The organism is Martinezella tropici (assembly GCF_003287875.1).
In the GTDB taxonomy this organism is placed as follows: domain Bacteria; phylum Pseudomonadota; class Alphaproteobacteria; order Rhizobiales; family Rhizobiaceae; genus Rhizobium; species Rhizobium tropici_C.
In genome coordinates, this window is the sequence record NZ_QMKK01000054.1 from 342,946 (window position 1) to 361,861 (window position 18,916).

General features: G+C 60.7%; 16 protein-coding genes. 14 read left to right on the plus strand and 2 right to left on the minus strand.

Translation table 11 applies throughout. From position 1 onward, the window contains the following. Positions 1 to 10 precede the first annotated feature (10 nt). Positions 11 to 1,444, minus strand: a complete 1,434-nt coding sequence (locus tag DQ393_RS26870; RefSeq protein ID WP_112344735.1) for an extracellular solute-binding protein — start codon at positions 1,442 to 1,444, stop codon at positions 11 to 13. A gap of 294 nt (positions 1,445 to 1,738) precedes the next feature. On the opposite strand from DQ393_RS26870, the gene DQ393_RS26875 reads away from it, so the two are divergent. The 8 genes from DQ393_RS26875 (at position 1,739) to DQ393_RS26915 (ending at position 10,553) form a co-directional block, all read left to right on the plus strand. Next, a complete protein-coding gene (locus DQ393_RS26875) occupies positions 1,739 to 2,623 on the plus strand; it encodes a sugar phosphate isomerase/epimerase family protein (RefSeq protein WP_112344736.1) in 885 nt (294 codons plus the stop codon). A gap of 65 nt (positions 2,624 to 2,688) precedes the next feature. Further along, complete coding sequence (locus tag DQ393_RS26880) at positions 2,689 to 3,897, plus strand: ROK family transcriptional regulator (RefSeq protein WP_112344737.1); 1,209 nt, start codon at positions 2,689 to 2,691, stop codon at positions 3,895 to 3,897. Positions 3,898 to 3,926: 29 nt separating this feature from the next. Next, positions 3,927 to 4,904 carry a tagatose kinase gene (locus tag DQ393_RS26885; RefSeq protein ID WP_112344738.1) on the plus strand — a complete coding sequence of 326 codons (978 nt, stop codon included), beginning with the start codon at positions 3,927 to 3,929 and terminating at the stop codon, positions 4,902 to 4,904. Continuing rightward, on the plus strand, positions 4,904 to 6,181 hold the full coding sequence (locus tag DQ393_RS26890) for a class II D-tagatose-bisphosphate aldolase, non-catalytic subunit (RefSeq protein WP_112344739.1): 1,278 nt from the start codon (positions 4,904 to 4,906) through the stop codon (positions 6,179 to 6,181). Before DQ393_RS26885 ends, DQ393_RS26890 begins: the two co-directional genes overlap by 1 nt. 23 nt (positions 6,182 to 6,204) lie before the next feature. Continuing rightward, positions 6,205 to 6,930, plus strand: coding sequence for an SDR family oxidoreductase (locus DQ393_RS26895; protein WP_112344740.1), 726 nt, complete (start codon positions 6,205 to 6,207; stop codon positions 6,928 to 6,930). Between the two features lie 11 nt (positions 6,931 to 6,941). Next, positions 6,942 to 7,715, plus strand: coding sequence for an SDR family NAD(P)-dependent oxidoreductase (locus DQ393_RS26900; protein WP_112344741.1), 774 nt, complete (start codon positions 6,942 to 6,944; stop codon positions 7,713 to 7,715). A 459-nt stretch (positions 7,716 to 8,174) separates the two neighbouring features. Further along, positions 8,175 to 9,515, plus strand: a complete 1,341-nt coding sequence (locus tag DQ393_RS26910) for an SAM-dependent methyltransferase (protein ID WP_112344743.1) — start codon at positions 8,175 to 8,177, stop codon at positions 9,513 to 9,515. Between the two features lie 270 nt (positions 9,516 to 9,785). Then, the gene (locus tag DQ393_RS26915; protein WP_112344744.1) at positions 9,786 to 10,553 is read left to right on the plus strand and encodes a L,D-transpeptidase; all 768 of its coding nucleotides are present in this window, start codon (positions 9,786 to 9,788) and stop codon (positions 10,551 to 10,553) included. Positions 10,554 to 10,642: 89 nt separating this feature from the next. Here the strand turns inward: DQ393_RS26915 and DQ393_RS26920 are convergent, their stop codons facing one another. Next, on the minus strand, positions 10,643 to 11,539 hold the full coding sequence (locus tag DQ393_RS26920; protein ID WP_112344745.1) for a sugar phosphate isomerase/epimerase family protein: 897 nt from the start codon (positions 11,537 to 11,539) through the stop codon (positions 10,643 to 10,645). Positions 11,540 to 11,717: 178 nt separating this feature from the next. Between DQ393_RS26920 and DQ393_RS26925 the strand changes: the two genes are divergently transcribed. The 6 genes from DQ393_RS26925 (at position 11,718) to DQ393_RS26950 (ending at position 18,891) form a co-directional block, all read left to right on the plus strand. Continuing rightward, positions 11,718 to 12,788, plus strand: a complete 1,071-nt coding sequence (locus DQ393_RS26925) for a LacI family DNA-binding transcriptional regulator (protein ID WP_245430467.1) — start codon at positions 11,718 to 11,720, stop codon at positions 12,786 to 12,788. Then, positions 12,752 to 13,759, plus strand: coding sequence for a substrate-binding domain-containing protein (locus DQ393_RS26930; protein ID WP_112344747.1), 1,008 nt, complete (start codon positions 12,752 to 12,754; stop codon positions 13,757 to 13,759). The genes DQ393_RS26925 and DQ393_RS26930 overlap by 37 nt, the downstream gene beginning before the upstream one ends. Before the next feature lie 175 nt (positions 13,760 to 13,934). Beyond that, positions 13,935 to 15,428, plus strand: coding sequence for a sugar ABC transporter ATP-binding protein (locus tag DQ393_RS26935; protein ID WP_112344748.1), 1,494 nt, complete (start codon positions 13,935 to 13,937; stop codon positions 15,426 to 15,428). After that, positions 15,421 to 16,455, plus strand: coding sequence for an ABC transporter permease (locus tag DQ393_RS26940; protein ID WP_112344749.1), 1,035 nt, complete (start codon positions 15,421 to 15,423; stop codon positions 16,453 to 16,455). The genes DQ393_RS26935 and DQ393_RS26940 overlap by 8 nt, the downstream gene beginning before the upstream one ends. A gap of 169 nt (positions 16,456 to 16,624) precedes the next feature. Beyond that, the gene (locus DQ393_RS26945) at positions 16,625 to 17,506 is read left to right on the plus strand and encodes an ABC transporter permease (RefSeq protein ID WP_432422038.1); all 882 of its coding nucleotides are present in this window, start codon (positions 16,625 to 16,627) and stop codon (positions 17,504 to 17,506) included. Beyond that, positions 17,503 to 18,891, plus strand: coding sequence for an FGGY-family carbohydrate kinase (locus DQ393_RS26950; RefSeq protein ID WP_112344751.1), 1,389 nt, complete (start codon positions 17,503 to 17,505; stop codon positions 18,889 to 18,891). Before DQ393_RS26945 ends, DQ393_RS26950 begins: the two co-directional genes overlap by 4 nt. Positions 18,892 to 18,916 lie beyond the last annotated feature (25 nt).

The following is an 18,916-nucleotide window of genomic DNA, read 5'->3' on the forward strand; positions in this document are numbered from 1 at the left end:
GAAGGGAAGGCTATTTGCGATAGCCGAGCGAGGTCAGTTCCTCCTCCGTCTTTGCCGCCATCTTGTCGAGGCCCTCGTCCGGGCCGATCTTGCCGGTCAGGATGTCGAAGAAAATCGGGGCGGTCGCTTCGCGCACCTGGGCGTGGAACGGATAGGGCGGAGCGCCGGCGAAGAGCTTGCCCTGATCTTTCAGCATCGTATAGAAGCCACCGAGCTTGACATCCATGGCCTTGACCTTGGGGTCGTCGAAGGTCGCGGTATTGGTGACGCGCGGCGCGGCAATCGCCCAGTCAGGCTGCACATCGTTCTGGCCGATGAATTGCAGGAAGAGCAGGGCTGCCTCCTGGTTCTTGGAGGTGACAGGAAGGCCGAAGGCGCCGCCGTCATAATAGCCGACATAACCTTTACCGGCTTCGGCGGCCTCGAGCACGCCCGGCTTGAGCGGCGGCAGGGCGAAGCCGACCTTGCCCGTGACCTTCGATTGCGAGGAATCGGTGGCGATCCAGGCCGCGTTCTCGCCGTAGACCAGGCCCTGCGCCACCCGGCCGGCAGCGAAGGTCGTGGCGACTTCCGTCCATGTGGATTGCGAGGATTCCGGCGGTGCGATGTCGCGCAGATGCAGCCACCATTTCAGCGCGGCCTTCGCCTTGTCGCTGTTCATCTGGCCGCCATGCTCGACGGTCGCGGCATAGTCCTTCTGCGCATCGATGCCCCAATTGTAGACGCCGAAGGTCGGCGCAACGGACTCAAAGAACTCGTACCAGGAGGCCGGATGCCCCGTATGGGCCTGCGCCGTCGAGCCCCATAGCTGCATATTGTGATCCTTGCCCCACTGGGTGAAGAAGTCGGCGATTTCCGTATATTGCTCGTGGGTCGTCGCGGGCTTCAGATCATGCCCCGTCTTCTGCTTGAACGCCGCCTGGATTTCCGGATCGTCAAACAGGTCCTTGCGATAGAGATAGGTCTTGAGGAAGGCCTCCATCGGCACGCCGTAGAGATCGCCGTTCGCGTCCTTGAAGTAGTTGGAGAAGCTGGTGAAATTGGCGGCATCGTAAGTCGGCGCCTTCAGATCCGGCTGGTCCTTTAGCGCCTTGGTGATATCGGTCAGGAAATTTCGTGCCATATAGGAATAGACGATGTCCTGCTCGATATAGACGACGTCGTAGATGCCGGTGCCGGCTTCCATGTCCTTGATCGCCTTGTCGTACATCTGATCCCAGGATGTCGTTTCGATTTCGACCTTGATGCCCGTTTTCTTCTCGAATTCGGGTGCCAGCACATCCTTGATGAAGTTGGAAGGGGGCGTGGACTCGGTCACTCCATGCAGCGTCACGCCCTTGAATTTCGCTCCGGCGTCGGACCAGAAGTCTGCCCAGGCCGGTGAAGCGGCGGCGGCAAGGCTAAGCGTCAGCGCGATGGCGCCGGCTTTCATAGCGTATCTCATTTCAATCCTCCCAGATTACAGCGAGATCATTCGCCGAGGGATTCTTAGCCCGAAATTCCGTCGTTTGCAATATTTGTTGCTTTAACATGCAAATTATGGAGCTATCTTGTTGTTTCGGTTGTCGATAATGCTCGATGTAAACGTATGGGAATGTCCAGTCTGACATAAAATGCTGCAATGCAACGATATTCTCGCTATTGCAAAGCTCATTTCGCTGAATTTATTTGTTGCTTTGCCATACTAAATAACTTAATCCTGGATTGAGCTCGGACGAAAAATCGTGAGGTTACGACGATGCGACGCTTAGGAATCCATTCATTTGTATGGACGGGCGGCCAAACCCAGGAAGGGCTTGAAATGGCCCTGCAAAAGACGGCCGAGCATGGCTACGGAACCATCGAGTTCGCCTATCTTCGTCCCGAAAAATTCAACCTGGATCGGCTCGCAAGGCTTGCGCAGTCGCTTGACGTGGAGATCGGCGTGACGATGGGGTTGCCGCTCAACAAGGACGTGTCGAGCGAGGATGCTTCTGCCGTTGCGGATGGTAAGCGGATGCTGGCTGACGCGGTGCGCGCAGTCAGAGACATCGGCGGCAACAAGCTGGGCGGGATTCTTTATTCAGCGCACACCAAGTACAATCGCCAGCCGACAAGGAAGGGCTGGGACAACAGCGTCGCGGCCATTGCGGCGACGGCCGACGTGGCCAGGGAGGCGAAAGTCGATCTCGTCCTCGAAATCGTGAACCGGTTCGAGACCAATCTGTTGAATACGACCGCACAAGGGCTGAAATTCATCTCCGAGACGGGCTCCGATCATGTTCGCCTGCATCTCGATACGTTCCACATGAACATCGAGGAGGCCAATCCCGCCGCGGCAATCCGCCTGGCCGGCGACAAGATCGGCTATTTCCACATCGGCGAAAGCAATCGAGGCTATCTCGGCGATGGCGTCATCGATTTCGACCTCATTTTCGACGCCCTGCTCGATATCGATTACAGGCGCGACATCGTATTCGAGAGCTTTTCGACCGCTGTCGTCGACGAGGGGTTGTCGCTCGCCTGCGCGATCTGGCGCGACACATGGACCGACAACGACCCTCTGGCCGCCCATGCGAAGCGTTACATCGAGCTCAAATATGACGAGGCCAGGCGCCGGCGTGCCACAAGCGCTCGTCCCTGATAATCCTTCGTGTGACCCGTTCCTGCCGTGTAAGCTGGCGCGGGTCGATTTGAAGGGATTGGAACATGAACGACACCGTCTCCATCGGAAGCTCGCCGCGTAGAATTCGCCAGAGCAATCTCGTCGCGGCTCTGCAGGCGATCTACAGCCACCGCGGCATGAGCCGCGCCGATCTGGCGCGAAAGCTCGGTATGAACCGCTCGTCCTCGGGGGAGATCGTTGCCGAGTTGACGGAGGGCGGGTTTGTTCATGAGCTGGAGGCAGCCAGCAGACGTGGCGAGCAGTCGCGTGCGGGACGGCCGGGGATCATGCTGGAACTCATTCCCGATGCCGCGTTTTTCGTCGGTATCGAGATCGGCGTGGAGCATATATCCGCTGTCGTTATCGATCTTGCCGCCGAAGTCAGGCTTTGCCGCAAGGTCGCCTTCGATACGCTGTCTTCGACGGTCGAGAGGGCTGTCGAACATGGCGTAGCACTTATCGTCGGCGACATGACCAAGGCGATGATGGCGCGGTGCAGGGGGCTGGGTATTTCGACGCCGGCTCATATCCGGCCCGATGGGTCGGTAAGGCTTGCGCCCATTCTCGGATGGCGAGACGTCCCGTTGAAGGAAATCTGCCGGTCCGCATTTCCGGTCGAGGTTCCGATCGCAATAGAGAATGATGCGAATGCCTTCGCGATAGGGGACAGTTACCGCAGCCGCATCGCAGGCGTGACGCTCTTCCTGCTCATGGAGACCGGCGTCGGCGGCGGGATCGTCATCGACGGCAAGCTGTTTCGTGGCGGCCATGGCCTGGCCGGCGAGATCGGCCATACTCTCGTGTCCGGAAGCGGCGGGCAGAAATTCGAACAGCTGATCGGGCGCGAAGTGCTGATCAGGCAGTATCGCGAGGCCGTCGGACAAAATGACGCCGATCTGCAGGACTTCTTGGTCGGCGTTCGCGATCGTGTTCCGGCCGCCGTCAACATTGCGGAGACCTGGTCGCGTCATCTGGCATATGCGCTGTTGCAGGCCTGCCGGCTGATCGACCCCGGCAGGATCGTGCTCGGCGGCTCGGTGGCATCTCTCTATCCGATGGTTGCCGCCCGCGTGGCGGTCCATCTGTCCGAGGGCCAGAATATTCCCTTTCCCAATCCCGAAATCGTCGTTGACCAGGACGCGGAATTCGGGTCCGCATTCGGAGCGGCATGCATGCTTCACCAGCGCTTCCTTTCGCTGGAAAACGAGGAGTTCAGCAGTGACGACGGCATGCAGCAGCGCGCGGCGGTTTGACAACAACAGGTATCGAAAGCATGACTGCGATGACTTCAGCACTGGCTCCTGACCAGCTTGGCCCCACGGTATGCGTCGGGGAAATTCTCGTGGAGATCGTCGCCACGACCGTCGGCGATGGGTTCGTCGAGGCCCAGCCGCTGATCGGGCCTTTCGCCAGCGGTGCGCCGGCGATCTTCATTTCGCAATGCGGGCGGCTCGGTGGCAGCGCGGCCATGATCGGCGCCGTCGGAGCCGACGATTTTGGCCGGGTGAACATCGAAAGGCTGAAGCGCGATGGCGTCGATATCTCCGCGATATCCATTGATCCGCATTACCCCACGGGCAGCGCCTTCGTTCGCTACCGCAGGGATGGCTCCCGCGATTTCGTCTACAACATCGCCAAGTCCGCCGCCGCGCGTTTCGGCTGGAGCGACGGTGTCCGCGATCTCATCGGTCGCAGCGGCCATCTGCATGTCATGGGCTCGGCGCTGTCGGTTCCGAGCGCATGCGAGGTGATCGACAAGGCCGTCGACATCGTAAAGGCTCGCGGCGGCACGCTCTCGGTCGATCCGAACATCCGCAAGGAGCTCAAGCTCGACGCGGATACCGAACGACGTTTTGCCAAGCTGGTTGCTGCCGCCGATCTGCTGCTGCCATCCGGAGAAGAGTTGGAGCGGGCGGCTGGCGTCGAGGGTGAAGCGAATGCGATCCGCCGCCTGTTCAGCATCGGGGTCAGGGAAATTGTGCTGAAGCGGGGAGTGGATGGGGCGACCTATTTCAACAGCGAGGGCGAGCGCATCGATGCTCCGGCCTTTATCGTCAAGGAAATCGATCCGACCGGCGCGGGCGATTGCTTCGGCGGCGCCTATCTCACCTGCCGCCGCCTGGGCATGCCGGCAGAAGATGCCCTGACCTATGCGGCGGCTGCCGGCGCCCGCAATGTCACCGTCGTCGGCCCGATGGAAGGTGCCGGTAGCCGCGGCGAACTCGATGCGTTCATAGCCGCTACCGCGAGGCGCTCCTGATGCAGGTCCATCTCAATCAACTGGCAACGTTGCGAGCCGAAGGCCAGCCGAAGGGCATCACCTCGGTCTGCTCGGCGCATCCGCTGGTGCTCAGAGCCGCACTCCGGCATGGACGCCTGCATTCGAGCACCGTGCTGATCGAGGCGACCTGCAACCAGGTCAACCACCTGGGCGGCTATACGGGTATGACGCCGGGCGACTTCGCCGCCCTTGTCCAGCGGATCGCCAAGGAGGAGGATTGCCCGGAGCAGCTCATCGTTCTGGGTGGAGATCATGTCGGCCCAAATCCGTGGCGGGATCGCCCAGCCGAAGAGGCCATGGCCGAAGCGGAGAAAATGGTTGCCGCCTATGTCGATGCCGGGTTTCGAAAGATCCACCTGGATGCCTCGATGGGCTGCAAGGGTGAGCCTGCGGCGCTCGACGATGAAACCACCGCCCATCGCGCGGCGCGGCTTGCGGCTGTGGCCGAAGCTTCGGCACGGAGGAGCAGCGGTGCCATGCCGGTCTATGTGATCGGCACGGAGGTCCCGCCTCCGGGCGGCGCCGATCATGCTCTAACGGCCATCGAGCCGACGGCCGCTCCGGCGGCGCGCAAGACGATCGACGTCCATCGACGCGTGTTTGAGGGCGCTGGCCTACACGAGGCGTTCGAGCGCGCCATCGGACTGGTCGTGCAGCCCGGCGTCGAGTTCGGCAATCACAATGTCATTGTCTACGACCGCAGCAAGATTGCCGAGCTGAAGTCCGTGCTGACCGACGAACAGCAATTCGTTTTCGAAGCCCATTCAACCGACTATCAGGGTACAGCGCCGCTGACGGCGCTCGTGGAGGATGGATTTCCCATCCTGAAGGTCGGCCCCGAACTGACTTTCGTGTTGCGCGAGGTCCTTTACGGACTGGATCTGATCGCTTCCGATCTCTTGCCGGATTATGGCAATCGGCCGCTTTACGCCGCCATGGAAGCGTTGATGCTGGCTCATCCAAAGAGCTGGAACCAGCATTATCACGGGACCGAGGGTGAACAGCGGTGGCTGCGGCATTATTCACTGTCCGATCGCATCCGCTACTACTGGGCCTCGGCGGACGCTCAATCCGCCGTCCAGAAACTATGCGATGCCCTGCGGGGACAGACCATACCGCTGCCGCTGTTCTGGCAACATATGCCTGCCGCCCGACATTTCGCCGATGCGCCGCTGGACCCGGAGGAGGTCCTGATCTGGCGGGTCACCCGTAGCCTTGCGGACTACCACGCCGCCTGCGGTGCAGGGAAACGATAGAAGTTTAACCCAAGGAGGAGAGAATGGACGAATTGAAGGGAAAAGTGGCTGCTGTCACCGGTGCGGCATCCGGGATCGGATTGGCGTCCACGGAGGCCATGATCGCGGCCGGAGCGACGGTCGTTCTCGTTGATCGCGATGAGAAGGCATTGAGGTCGGTTTGCGAGCGCCTGGGAGAGAAGGCTATCCCCCTCGCCATCGACCTGCTGGATACCGAACAATGCGCCTCGCTGCTGGATCGCATCCTCGCCAAGGTCGGCCACCTCGATATCCTGCATGCCAATGCCGGCACATATATCGGCGGCGATCTGGTGGAAGCCAATCTCGATGCCATCGACCGGATGCTCAATCTGAACGTCAATGTCGTCATCAAGAATGTCCGAACCGTGGCGCCGCATATGATCGAGCGGGGAACGGGCGACATCATCGTCACCAGCTCGGTCGCGGGCCATTCGCCGGTGCCATGGGAGCCAGTCTACTCGCCATCGAAATGGGCGATGACATGCTTCGTGCAAACCATGCGTCGCCAGCTTCTGCAGAGCGGAATCCGCGTCGGTTCGGTTTCTCCAGGCCCCGTCATCAGTGCCTTGCTCGCCGATTGGCCGGAAGAAAATCTGCGCAAGGCCAAAGAGGCCGGCGCCCTGATCGAACCCAAGGAAGTGGCGGATGCGATCATGTTCATGCTGACGCGTCCGCGCAACGTCACGATCCGTGACGTCGTTGTCCTGCCAAGCGCTTTCGACATCTGAGGAGCAGCGTCATGAGCTATCAGAAAAAATTTCGCCTTGATGGCGAACATGCGGTGGTTACCGGCGGTGGCCGTGCGATCGGCCTTTGCTGCGTGGAGGCGCTGGCCGAGGCCGGAGCGGCCGTCGTCGTCATCGAGCGCGCCGAGGCCGACGCCCGAGAGGCGCTCGCCTTGCGGCAGAAAGGCTACGATATCGACCTGCGGATCGGTGATGTCACCGACTCCGCGCGCATGGAAGCGATCGCCACGGAGCTTGCCGATGGCGGCCGCGCCGCGACGATCCTGGTGAACAATGCCGGGATCGGCCAGAGTGGCATCCCGTCGCAGGACGTCACGGATGCCGATTGGCTGCGCATGATGGACGTGAACGTCAACGGCGTGTTCTGGTGCTCGCGTTCCTTCGGCCGTCACATGGTTGCGATGAAGCGCGGCGCCATCGTCAATCTCGGCTCGATGTCCGGAACCATCTGCAACCGGCCGCAGCCGCAGACGCCATACAATGTGTCCAAGGCGGCCGTCCATCATCTCACACGTTCGATGGCGGCCGAATGGGCTGGGGATGGCGTTAGGGTGAATGCCGTCGCGCCGACCTATATCGAGACGCCGATGGTCATGGCGGTGGAGGCCAATCGCGATCGCATTCCGATCTGGCTTGCCGACACGCCGATGGGGCGAATGGGCACGCCTGAGGAAGTCGCCAGCGCGGTCCTCTTCCTCGCATCGAGCGCCGCAAGCCTGATGACGGGCGCCATCGTCAATGTCGATGCCGGCTTTACCTGCTGGTAGGCGTTCCGTTCGATGGAAGAGGTGCAGGCCTGCTTGCGTCCATTCAGATGGGAATGTCCATTGCAGCGGCTGGTTTCGTCATGAACCAGCCTCGTCCGCGGACGAGGCTGGATTGTTTCATTGGCTCCGAGGACCGATCTCTCATATTGCCTTTACGCAGCTTCGGCAGGAAAGCCGCTGAGCGCTTTTTCGGGAATAGTCTCCGTCCCGCGCAGAGACGATGCTTTACAGATGTGAACGAAGGTTCTGAATTCGTCATCGTGTCGATCTGGCGACGATGGCAATACAACCGCATGGGCATTATCACAATCAAGTTTACGCAACCTTGATGTCGCAAATGATCTGGCTATTCTGCCTAATCAGGTAGTACGCTTTCCGCATTGAAATACCGTCTCGGGTTTCTCGGCCGCCCTCGGGCCGCGGAGCCACCCGCAAGGAAACGATAAGCAGGTAGTTTTCATGTTCCTAGAAGCAGCTCTTTCCAGCTTGATCAAAATCGGAACGCTCACGGTCATTTTTCCCGATGGTTCCACGCGCGATTTCGGTACGGGATCGGAACCGCGCGCAACGATGAAAATAAAAACCGCTCGCGCAAAGCGCCGCCTCTTCTTCAATCCTGCCCTGGCGCTCGGCGAGGCCTATATGGATGGCGATGTCGAGCCCGGCTCCGGCGACCTCTTTCAAATGATGGATTTGCTCGTCCTGAACATGATGGAAGGCGGCACCCACCCCTTCAGCAAGATCATGGACAAGGTTCGCTGGCTGCGCCGGCATCTCGATCAGTTGAATTTCGCCGGACGCTCGAAGCGCAATGTTGCCCATCACTACGATCTCGATGCGCGACTCTATTCGCTGATGCTGGACGACGACCGGCAATATTCCTGCGCCTATTTTCCTGTCGGCGATGAGACGCTCGAGGAGGCGCAACTCAAGAAGAAGCGGCATATCGCATCGAAGCTTATGCTGGATCGTCCAGGCCTCGAGGTTCTGGATATCGGCTGCGGTTGGGGCGGCATGGCGCTTTATCTGGCTCGAGAATTCGGAGCGCGGGTAACGGGCCTCACGCTTTCGGAAGAGCAATTGCTGGCGGCGAAGGCGCGTGCGAAGGACGCCGGTCTCGAGCATATGGTGACGTTCGAGCTGCTGGACTACCGGTCATGGACGCGGCCCGTCGACCGCATCGTCTCCGTCGGCATGTTCGAGCACGTCGGCATCAATCACTACCGGACCTTCTTCGACAAGATTCGCGCCGTGCTCAAGGAGGATGGCGTTGCCCTGATCCACGCGATCGGCCGGGCTGACGGGCCGGGCAGCACGAATCCCTGGATCGCAAAATATATCTTCCCGGGCGGTTATTCGCCGGCGGTCTCCGAAGTCCTATCCGTAGTCGAAAAGACCGGGCTCTGGACGACCGACATCGAAATCCTTCGTCTCCACTATGCCAAGACCCTTGAGCAATGGCGGCATCGCTTCATGAAGAACAGGGACACCCTGGCAAAGCTCTATGACGAACGGTTCTGTCGGATGTTCGAATTCTATCTGATCGGATCCGAACTTGCCTTCCTCCGCATGGGTCATATGAACTGGCAATTACAGCTGACCAAGAATGTCTCTGCACTGCCATTGGCACGTGACTACATGGTCGATATCGAACGGGCGAGGGCTGTCATCGCAGAGCAGGGGAAGGCGCAGCCGATCGAAGCCGCGAGCGCGCGGGCAAGACGGGATCTTACCGTGCATGACGAACGCAAGCCCCGTCAGCAAAATCAATCCGGTACGGAGTCTTCCCGGAACCTCTAAAAGCAGCCTTCGATGTGGCAGCTGGCGTCTCCTTATCGTGCGGACTGACGCCAGCCGGCATCGGCAAACACGAGGCCGGCCCCGGCGACGGTTCGGTGTGAGTTGGCTGTTCGCGAAAATGTGCGACGTGTGGTCATCGTGTTGGCGGACTTGCCATCACAGATCGCAATTGGCTATGGGGTTATCGCCATAGGATGATTAGACACGTTTGCCTTTCAGCTTCATTGCCTGAAAGGGCGGCACCAATTCGCGAGGATTATCGGGACCGAAATGCACTCAGCCAAGAACGAAAAGACTCTCTCACGACGGGCTTTCATACTCGGATCCATTTCCGCCACCGCAACGCTTGCCGGATGTGCCACGACGGCTCCGGTTCCGACGCCGATCGCTGCTCCGGCTCGCATGCCGCCCGTCGTTCCCGTCGCTTCGCAAGCTGAGAGCACGATCGCACCGGATCCGGAACTCGAGGCTCGCTATGCCTCTGTGGTTGATGGCGGCCATGTCATTCCGGCGATACCTTATCGAAAACTGGATCCGAAATTTTACCGGCAGCGCGTTCCTGATCCGACCGGAGAGCCGGCCGGCACGGTCGTCGTGGATACCGCGTCGAGATTGCTCTACGTCGTGGAACGTGGCGGCACTGCCATGCGATATGGCGTCGGCATCGGCCGCGACGGTTTTGCATGGGAAGGGGAGGGGATCATTCATTGGCGGCAGCATTGGCCGCGCTGGAAGCCGCCGGGCGACATGATCGCCCGCAAACCGGAACTCGCGAAATATTCGGTTGCCAATGGCGGCATGGATCCGGGCATCAAGAACCCTCTGGGTGCCCGCGCCCTCTATATCTTCCAGAACGGCAAGGATACGCTTTACCGTCTGCATGGTTCGCCGGAATGGCGCTCGATCGGCAAGGCAGCATCGTCCGGCTGCGTTCGCCTGATCAATCAGGATGTCATCGACCTTTACGAGCGTATTCCATACCACGCGCGCATCGTCGTTCATCAGACGCCGCTTCAAAGCAAGGCGATCTCTGCCTGAGAGAGCGGCGCGCCTTCGAGACGGGGGATTGTAAAGCTATAAACTCCTTCTCCCCGAGGAGAGAAGGAGATAGCGAGTGCCTTCAGCGATCAGGGCAGTAGACTGCGCTGCTGGCTTTGACGCTGGGCTTCCTGTGCGGCCTTGAGCTGTGCCTTAGTATACATCAGCGCATGTTCGGCAAGGTCGCGTCCGTCGTCCCAAAGATTGCGCCAGATGCCGAGAATGCCTTCGAGCGGCTGGCCGACGACGCGGGAGGAGAAGGATTCGAAGGTGATGGGCCCCTTGTAGCCAGAGCGTACCAAAGCCCTGAAGACGCCGGCAAGATCGATCGTGCCAGAGCCCATATAGCCGCGATGGGAATCGCCGGTGTGGAAGTAGCCGAGATGATCGCCGGTTTCGAGGATGGCGGCCTGAATATCGGATTCCTCGATGTTCATGTGGTAGACGTCCAGATGCACTTTCACATTCGGCATGGCGATGCGCTTGCACATTTCCACGCCTTGGGCGGCCGTGTTGAGCACATTGGATTCGTAACGGTTGACCACTTCCAGAACGAGCGTGATGTTGCTTTTTGCCGCCGTTTCGGCTACCTGACGCAGAATGTCGACCGATTGTGCGACGCCGGCAGCCGTCGTCGGCTCGGTATATTTACCGAAGGCCGAGTGCAGGATGCCGCCGATATATTCGCCGCCGCAATCACGGCAGACAGCGATCGCCTGTTCCAGCTTTTCCTTGCCGCGCCGACCCTTCTCCTTGTCGCCGCTTGAAATGTCGCTGTCGAAATCGAGGCCGAGCGAGAAATTGATGCCGATGCCGCTTTTTTCCAGTTGGTGGCGTGTGAATTCAGGATCGATCAGGCTGGGATCGAGCGCCGGCGCCTCGATGAAATCATAGCCTACCTCGGCGCTCTTTGCGATCGCGCGGGCGCATTCGTCGCGGCTCCAGCCAGCCTCCCAGACCAGCGCGTGAACTCCCAGCTTGTTCATGATCGTCCTCCCGGTTTCGTGTATGCAAAACAAATTGCTGCAATGCAAAAGAAATGAATCGTTTTATACTTGAAAACGTTCACATTGACATCGCACCTATACAGGTATAGCTTACAATAAAACGTTTCACCAGAATTTTCGCAATATCAATCGGAGATTGGTCGTGGAGGAGGGGAAAGTGTCGAAATCGCGAACTCCCTCCATCAAGATGGTGGCCGACAGGGCCGGCGTTTCGGTAGCAACCGTCTCGAATGTCCTCAATGGCAAGCCCACGGTCTCTCCGGACTTTGCCCGGCGCGTGAACGATGCGGTGCGTGAGCTCGGCTACGTCGTCGATCTCGGCGCGTCGCGGCTGCGTTCGCGCAAGACCCAGCTTGTCGGCGTCGTCGTGCCGGATCTGACCAATCCGATGTTTGCCTCCTTCGTCTCCACGCTGGAACATCTGGCGCGCCTGGACGATTACGATCTGGTCGTCGTGTCGGCACGCAACGACACCGAGGAGGAGGCCGACCGCCTGCGCAAGATTCGTGCCTGGCGCCCGGCCGGTCTGATCGTCATTCCCTGCGACGGCGCCTTTGCCGAGCGGTTGCCGACGGGCTTTTTCGCGCCGGTCGTCCTTGCCGACCGCATACCGGATGCGGCTGGGTTCGATCTCATTGCGGTCGATAACGGTCCGGCCGCCGGCGCGATCGCAGCCCATCTCGATGGACGGGGTTATCGCGATTGTCTGATTGTCGGCAGCAGCCTTTCAATCAGCAATGTGCGCGAACGCTGGGAGGGCGTGCAGGCGGCAGCCAGGCGCATGCATGTCGAAATGCTGGAGATCGGCATCGATGATGCCAACGGCGCGCAGCGTCTCGAAGAGCGGCTTCGCTGTCGTCCGCTGCCCGGCGCGCTGTTTTCGCTCGACCACGGCACGACGCTCCTGACTTATCGCGCCATGGCGGAGATCGGACTTTCGGTGCCCGGGGATCTCGCTTTTGCGAGCTTTGACGATATGGAATGGATGCAGCTGGTCGCACCCGGCATCACGGCCGTGCGCCAGCCTATCGAGGAAATGGCCGAACAGGCCTGGGCGCTGCTCTTGCGGCGCATGACCGGCTCTGCCGGAAAACCGGTTACACGGCGCCTGCGCTGCGCCATCGAGATCCGCGGCTCGACGCTGCGGAGCCCGCTTGAGGAGGCGGGTAACACGAAACTGGGAGGAGAAAAATGGAAGTTACAAGACGAACCATACTCACCGGAATAGGCGGCGCCGTCGTCGCCGGGACGCTCGGCGCTACGATCGGGGTTGCCCAGGCGGCCGAGCCGCAGGTCGGCGTCGTCGTCAAGATCGGCGGTATTCCCTGGTTCAATGCCATGGAAGTCGGCATCAAGAAGGCTGCACCGGAATTCAAGGCGAATGCCTGGATGGTCGGACCGACGCAGGCGGATGCCGCCCAGCAGGTCCGCGCGATCGAGGATCTGATTGCCCGCAAGGTCGCCGTCATCGGCATCGTTCCGAATGATTCCGCCGCACTCGATCCCGTTCTCGGCAGGGCGAGGGCAGCCGGCATCAAGGTACTGGCCCACGAAGGTCCGAGCCAGAAGGAAGCGGATTGGGACTTTGAACTGACGACCATCGAGGGCTACGGCCAGGCGCATATGGACCTGCTGGCGAAGCAGATGGGCGAGGAAGGTAAATACATCGTCTATGTCGGTTCGCTGACGGTTCCGCTGCATAATGCCTGGGCGGATGCGGCGATCGCCTATCAGAAGCAGAAATATCCAAAGATGCAGATGCTCGGCGACCGCTTCGGCGTGGCCGAGAGCCTGGATGAAAGCATCAAGACCACGCAGGATCAGCTGCGTGCGCATCCGGACCTCAAGGGTATCCTGACATTCGGCTCGCAGGGGCCGATCGGTGCGGCGCGCGTTCTCGACGATCGCGAAAAGGCGAAGTCGATCGTGCTGGTCGGCGGCTTCTCGCCGGGGCAGGGCGTCAAATACGTCAAGTCCGGCACGATCCGCGGCGGCTTCATCTGGAATCCGATGACGGCAGGCGAAATCTTCGTCCAGCTTGCCTCCCTGCTCGCCGCCGGCAAGGAGCCGACCGACAATATGGAGCTGACCGGCGTCGGCAAGGTCCGCGTCTATCCGGACAAGAAGCTCATCCAGGCCCAGAAGCTGGAGTCGCTCGATAAGGAGAATATCGACCGGCTCGTAGCGCTTGGTCTCTAAAGCATTTCCAGGAAAAGTGCGCAGCGGTTTTCCGTTCGGAATGCGTAAGAAACCAAGAGGATAGAGCTTTTCCGCAATTCGAAGAAAAGCGGAAAAGTTCTGGCTGTTCCTCCCGAGGGCCGGCGGTTGGCGTGGATGCCGCCGCCGGCCAACCCATCCCAATCGGAGTGGATCGATGAGCGATGATATTCCGTTTCTACGATTGACCGGGCTGTCCAAGCGGTTCGGGGGCGTGCGCGCATTGGAAGAGGTCGACTGGGACGTGCGGCCCGGCGAAATCCATTGCCTTGTCGGTGAAAACGGCTGCGGCAAGTCGACACTCATCAAAACGGTGGCCGGCGTGCACCCGCCCACCGCAGGCATGATCGAGATCGAAGGCAAGCCGGTTCTGCCGCTGGATCCGGCCGGCGCCAAAGCTTTGGGAATCCAGGTGATCTTTCAGGATCTGTCGCTGTTTCCCAACCTGTCCGTTGTCGAAAACATCGCCATCGAGAGCCATCTCGATCGACTTGTAAAGCCGGTCAACTGGCGGCAGATGCGCGACAAGGCCGGCACCGTGCTGGCAAGGCTCGGCTTTGCGCTCGACCTCGATCTGGTGGTGTCCGATCTCTCGGTGGCCGAGCGCCAGATCGTAGCCATCGCGCGCGGCCTTGCCGCCGAGGCGCGGCTGATCTTTATGGACGAGCCGACGGCGTCGCTGACGCGCGCGGAGGTCGACCGTCTGCTTGATATTGTCGGACGGCTCAAGGCCGATGGCATAGCTGTCGTCTTCGTCTCCCACCGGCTCGACGAGGTGGTCGAGATTGCCGAGCGCGTCACCGTGATGCGTGACGGCCGCAAGGTCGGCACCTGGCCTGCCGATCAGATGAACGAGAAGAAGATCGCGCATCTGATGACCGGGCTCGATATCGATCATGCGATCGTCGCCCGCGACATGGGCGAAGCGCAGCCTGTCCTCGAGGTCAGCGGCTTGTCGCGCCGCGGTGAGTTCGCCGATATCGATTTCACTCTTCACCGCGGCGAGGTGCTCGGCATCTCCGGATTGCTGGGATCGGGGCGCACCGAACTGGCATTGACGCTGTTCGGAATGCATCGTGCCGAAAGCGGCAGCATCCGCCTCGAGGGCGCACAGCTTACGCTTCGCTCCAATCGTGACGCGGTGCGTGCCGGCATCGCCTATGTCTCCGAGGATCGTCTGAGCCTCGGCGTCATCCTGCAGCAGTCGATCGGCGACAACATCATGCTTGCAGTCATGAGGGGCATGACAAACCAGCTGGGGCTTATTCCCGACAGGACACGCAGGCAGCTTGCCGAAGATTGGGTGAAGCGGCTCGCCATCAAGGTCCCTTCCACCGATCGTGCCGTACAGACGCTTTCAGGCGGCAATCAGCAGCGGGTCGTTTTGGCAAAATGGCTCGCCACGCGGCCGAAGGTTCTGATCCTCGATTCCCCGACCGTCGGCGTCGATATCAAGAACAAGCAGGGCATCTACGACGTGGTGGCCGATCTCGCCCGCCAGGGCGTCGCCATCATCCTCATCTCCGATGAAGTGTCCGAGCTGTTTGCGACCTGCGACCGCATCCTGCACATGCGCGCCGGCCGCATCGTCGGCGAAGCGGTGCCCGGAAACGTCAGCGAGGCCGATATGAAGGAGCGCATCTATGCATGAGCACAGCAAGACGGTCGGATCATCCTTCGTCGCGCAATTGAAGCGCCGCCCCGAAACATGGCTGCTGGCCGTTATTGTTCTGGTGATGCTCGTCTTCTCGTTGACGGCGCGAGATTTTCTGACGCTCGCCAATCTCATCGACCTCCTTGAAACCTATTCCGTGCAGGCGATCATGGCGATGGGGCTTTTCGTCGTGCTGGTTTCGGGCGGCATCGACATCTCCTTCGCCGCAACCGCCTCAGTGGCGCAATATTGCGCGGCATTGCTGGCAACGCAGTTCGGCTATTCCGCACCCGCCGTCATTGTCTGCGGCCTGGCGATCGGTGTCGGCCTCGGCTGCCTGAATGCGCTGCTGGTCCACTACGTGCGCATCACGTCGATCATCGCCACGATCGCCATGATGAGCGTCAGCTTTTCATTGCTGATGTATTTCTCCGGCGGCAAATCGATCTACACGTTGCCGGATTGGTGGACGAACCGTATCGTGTTCTGGCGCATGGAGACGGCATCGGGCGATATCGTCCGCCTGACGCTGCCGATCGTCGCCATGGTGGTGGTGACGCTGTTCACCTGGGCATGGATGACGCGGTCTTCGGTCGGCCGTCAGCTCTATGCCATGGGCGGCAATGGCGAGGCGGCACGACGGATCGGCATGAATATCGGCCGCCTGCAATTCGTCGCCTACGGCTATCTCGGATTGATGGCGGCGATCGCGGGCCTCCTGCAGGCCCACCGGGTCGGCGAAAGCGTGCCCAATGCCATGTACAATACCGAACTTGCGGTATTGTCCGCCGCGGTGCTCGGCGGCGCCAGCCTGACGGGCGGCATCGGTACCGTGCCCGGCGTGCTGCTCGGCATCGTTCTGCTGGCCGTCCTGCAGAACGGGCTCAACCTGCTCGGCGTCTCCTCTTATTTCTTCCAGATCGTCATCGGCATCACCATCCTGGTTTCGACGTCGATCACCGTGATCAGCTCGCGTCCGGGCCGCCGCCATCGCATCATCGCAGGAGCGTCGTCCAATGGCTGAGCACCCGCTTCTCTATAATCTCAACAGCGGCCTTGCGGATCTGATGGCGCGCGTGCGGACGGGCATTCCCGGTGCGCATACCGGGCTGGTCGTCCTGCTGATCCTTCTCGTCGCCGGCTTCTCGCTATTCATTCCGAATTTTGCTTCGATCGGCACGTTGCAGTCCTTCATGTACCAGCTGCCGCTGCTCGGACTATTGTCTCTGGCGATGATGGCGCCGCTGATAACGGGCGGGCTCAATCTGGCGATCATCGCCACGACGAACCAATGCGCGCTGCTGATGGCCTTCACCATGCAGAGCCTGATCACGCCTGACAGCGGCACCGGGACGGCAATTGCCGTGATCGCCCTGGCACTTGTTGCCGGTCTCGCATTGTGCCTGCTTATCGGCTTCGTCACCGGTCTGCTCATCGCCTATACCGGTGTCCATCCGATCCTGATCACGCTCGGCACGAAATCGCTGATCGACGGGATCAGCATCTATCTCACGCGCGGCATGGCACTTTCAGGCATACCGGACGGTTTCAGCCGTATCGGCACGGCCACAATTATCGGCGTGCCGATGATCTTCCTGCTGCTGATCGTTGTGGCCGTCATCGTCAGCCTCATATTGCGGCGTACCGCCTTCGGCGTCGCCTGCGCCATGATCGGTTCCAATATTGAAGCCGCGCGCTATTCGGCGATCGACACGCGCCGGGTGCTGGTCGGCGTTTATGTCATGTCGAGCCTCATCTGCTTCTTCGCCGCCTTGGTCATGCTGGCGACCTTCAATTCGGCAAGCGCGGATTATGCGCAATCCTATCTGCTGGTGACGATCCTTGCGGCCGTGCTGGGCGGCGTCGATCCATTCGGCGGCTTCGGCACGGCCGGCGGGTTGATGCTGGCGCTGGCGATCCTGCAGGTCATCTCCTCGGGCTTCAACCAGTTCGGCCTCAGCAACTATCTGACGGTCGCGATATGGGGCGGCATTCTCATCTTCGTCGCCATGGTTCAGACGGTACGGCCCTATCTCATGGGGCTGCTGCCAACACGTTTTGTCGGTCCGAAATGAGCATCGTCGCGGTTTTCGACATCGGCAAGACGAATGTGAAGTTGTCGGCGGCAAGCGATGACGGTCGCGTGCTGGAGACGTTGTCGACGCCGAACAAGGTCAAGGACGGACCGCCTTATCGCCATCATGACCTTGATGAACTCGAAGCTTGGCTCATCGATAGCCTGGCTGTATTGGCCAAACGGCATGACATAGGCGCGATCGTCACCTGCGCGCATGGTTCCGGCGGCGTGCTGGTCGGCGGGCAGGGTGCGGCAATGCCGATGATCGACTACGAGCAGCCCATACCCGCCGATGTCGACGCCTGCTACAGGACGATCGTCGGCCCCTATCGCGAAAGGGCGAGCGCCATCATGTTGGGTGCGGCGCATCTAGCGCGACAAATGCTCTGGCAGGAAATGCACTGGCCAGAGACATTCGCGGCCGCCAGTGCCTATCTCGCCACCCCGCAATATTGGGCTTTTCGCCTGTCCGGGGTCTTGTCAAGCGAGGTTACGAGCCTCGCGGCGCAGTCGCATCTTTGGGCCTCGGCCGATGGGCGGCCGGCTACGCTCGTCGAAAGCCGTGGCTGGCAGCGCCTCATGCCGCCGATGCGGCGCGCCTGGGAAACGCTTGGGCCTTTGAAGCCGGAGTTGGCCAGACGCTGCGGCCTGCAGGCAACGACGCGCATCCTATGCGGCGTGCATGACTCCTCGGCGAACTTCTACCGTTACCAGGCCGCCGATCTCTCCGATTTCATTGTGATTTCGACGGGCACATGGATCGTCGCGCTCACGGATCGCCTCGGCGTCGATTTCGATGTCGAGTTACCCGGTCACTCCTGCAATGCCGATGTGTTCGGCAATCCGATGCCCGGCATGCTCACCATGGGCGGGCGCGAATTTTCCGCCGTCGCCGCAAAGGCCTCAGGCCCAGCGTCGCTGCAGGCGGTGCGGAGGATCGTCGCCTCAGGCACTTTTGCGCTGCCGACCTTCGGCTCGGACGACGGGCTCTTTCCCGGCACGGCGGATCGCGGCCGTCTGCAAGGTCCGCTTGCGGAGGATGAGGATGTCCGTTTCACGCTCGCCATGCTCTATTCGGCGCTGCTGACGGCAGCCTGCATCCGGGATTTGCCTCCCGCGGGAACGGTGGTGCTTGACGGCAACTTTGTCGTCGATCCTCTCTATGGCGCCGCCGTTGCGGCCCTTTTGCCCGAACGGCGGGTGCTTGTGAGCCGCAGCACGACCGGCACGGCGACAGGCGCTGCCATGCTCGCCGCCCATGAGAAGCGCACTTCGCCGGTGCCACTCGCCGCCGAAGCGCCGGATATTTCCGACTTTCCCGAACTTTCATCCTATCAGCGCCGCTGGCAGGCGCTGATCAAGACCATGGAGCAAATATCGTGACGACTTATGACGACAATGCCCTGCG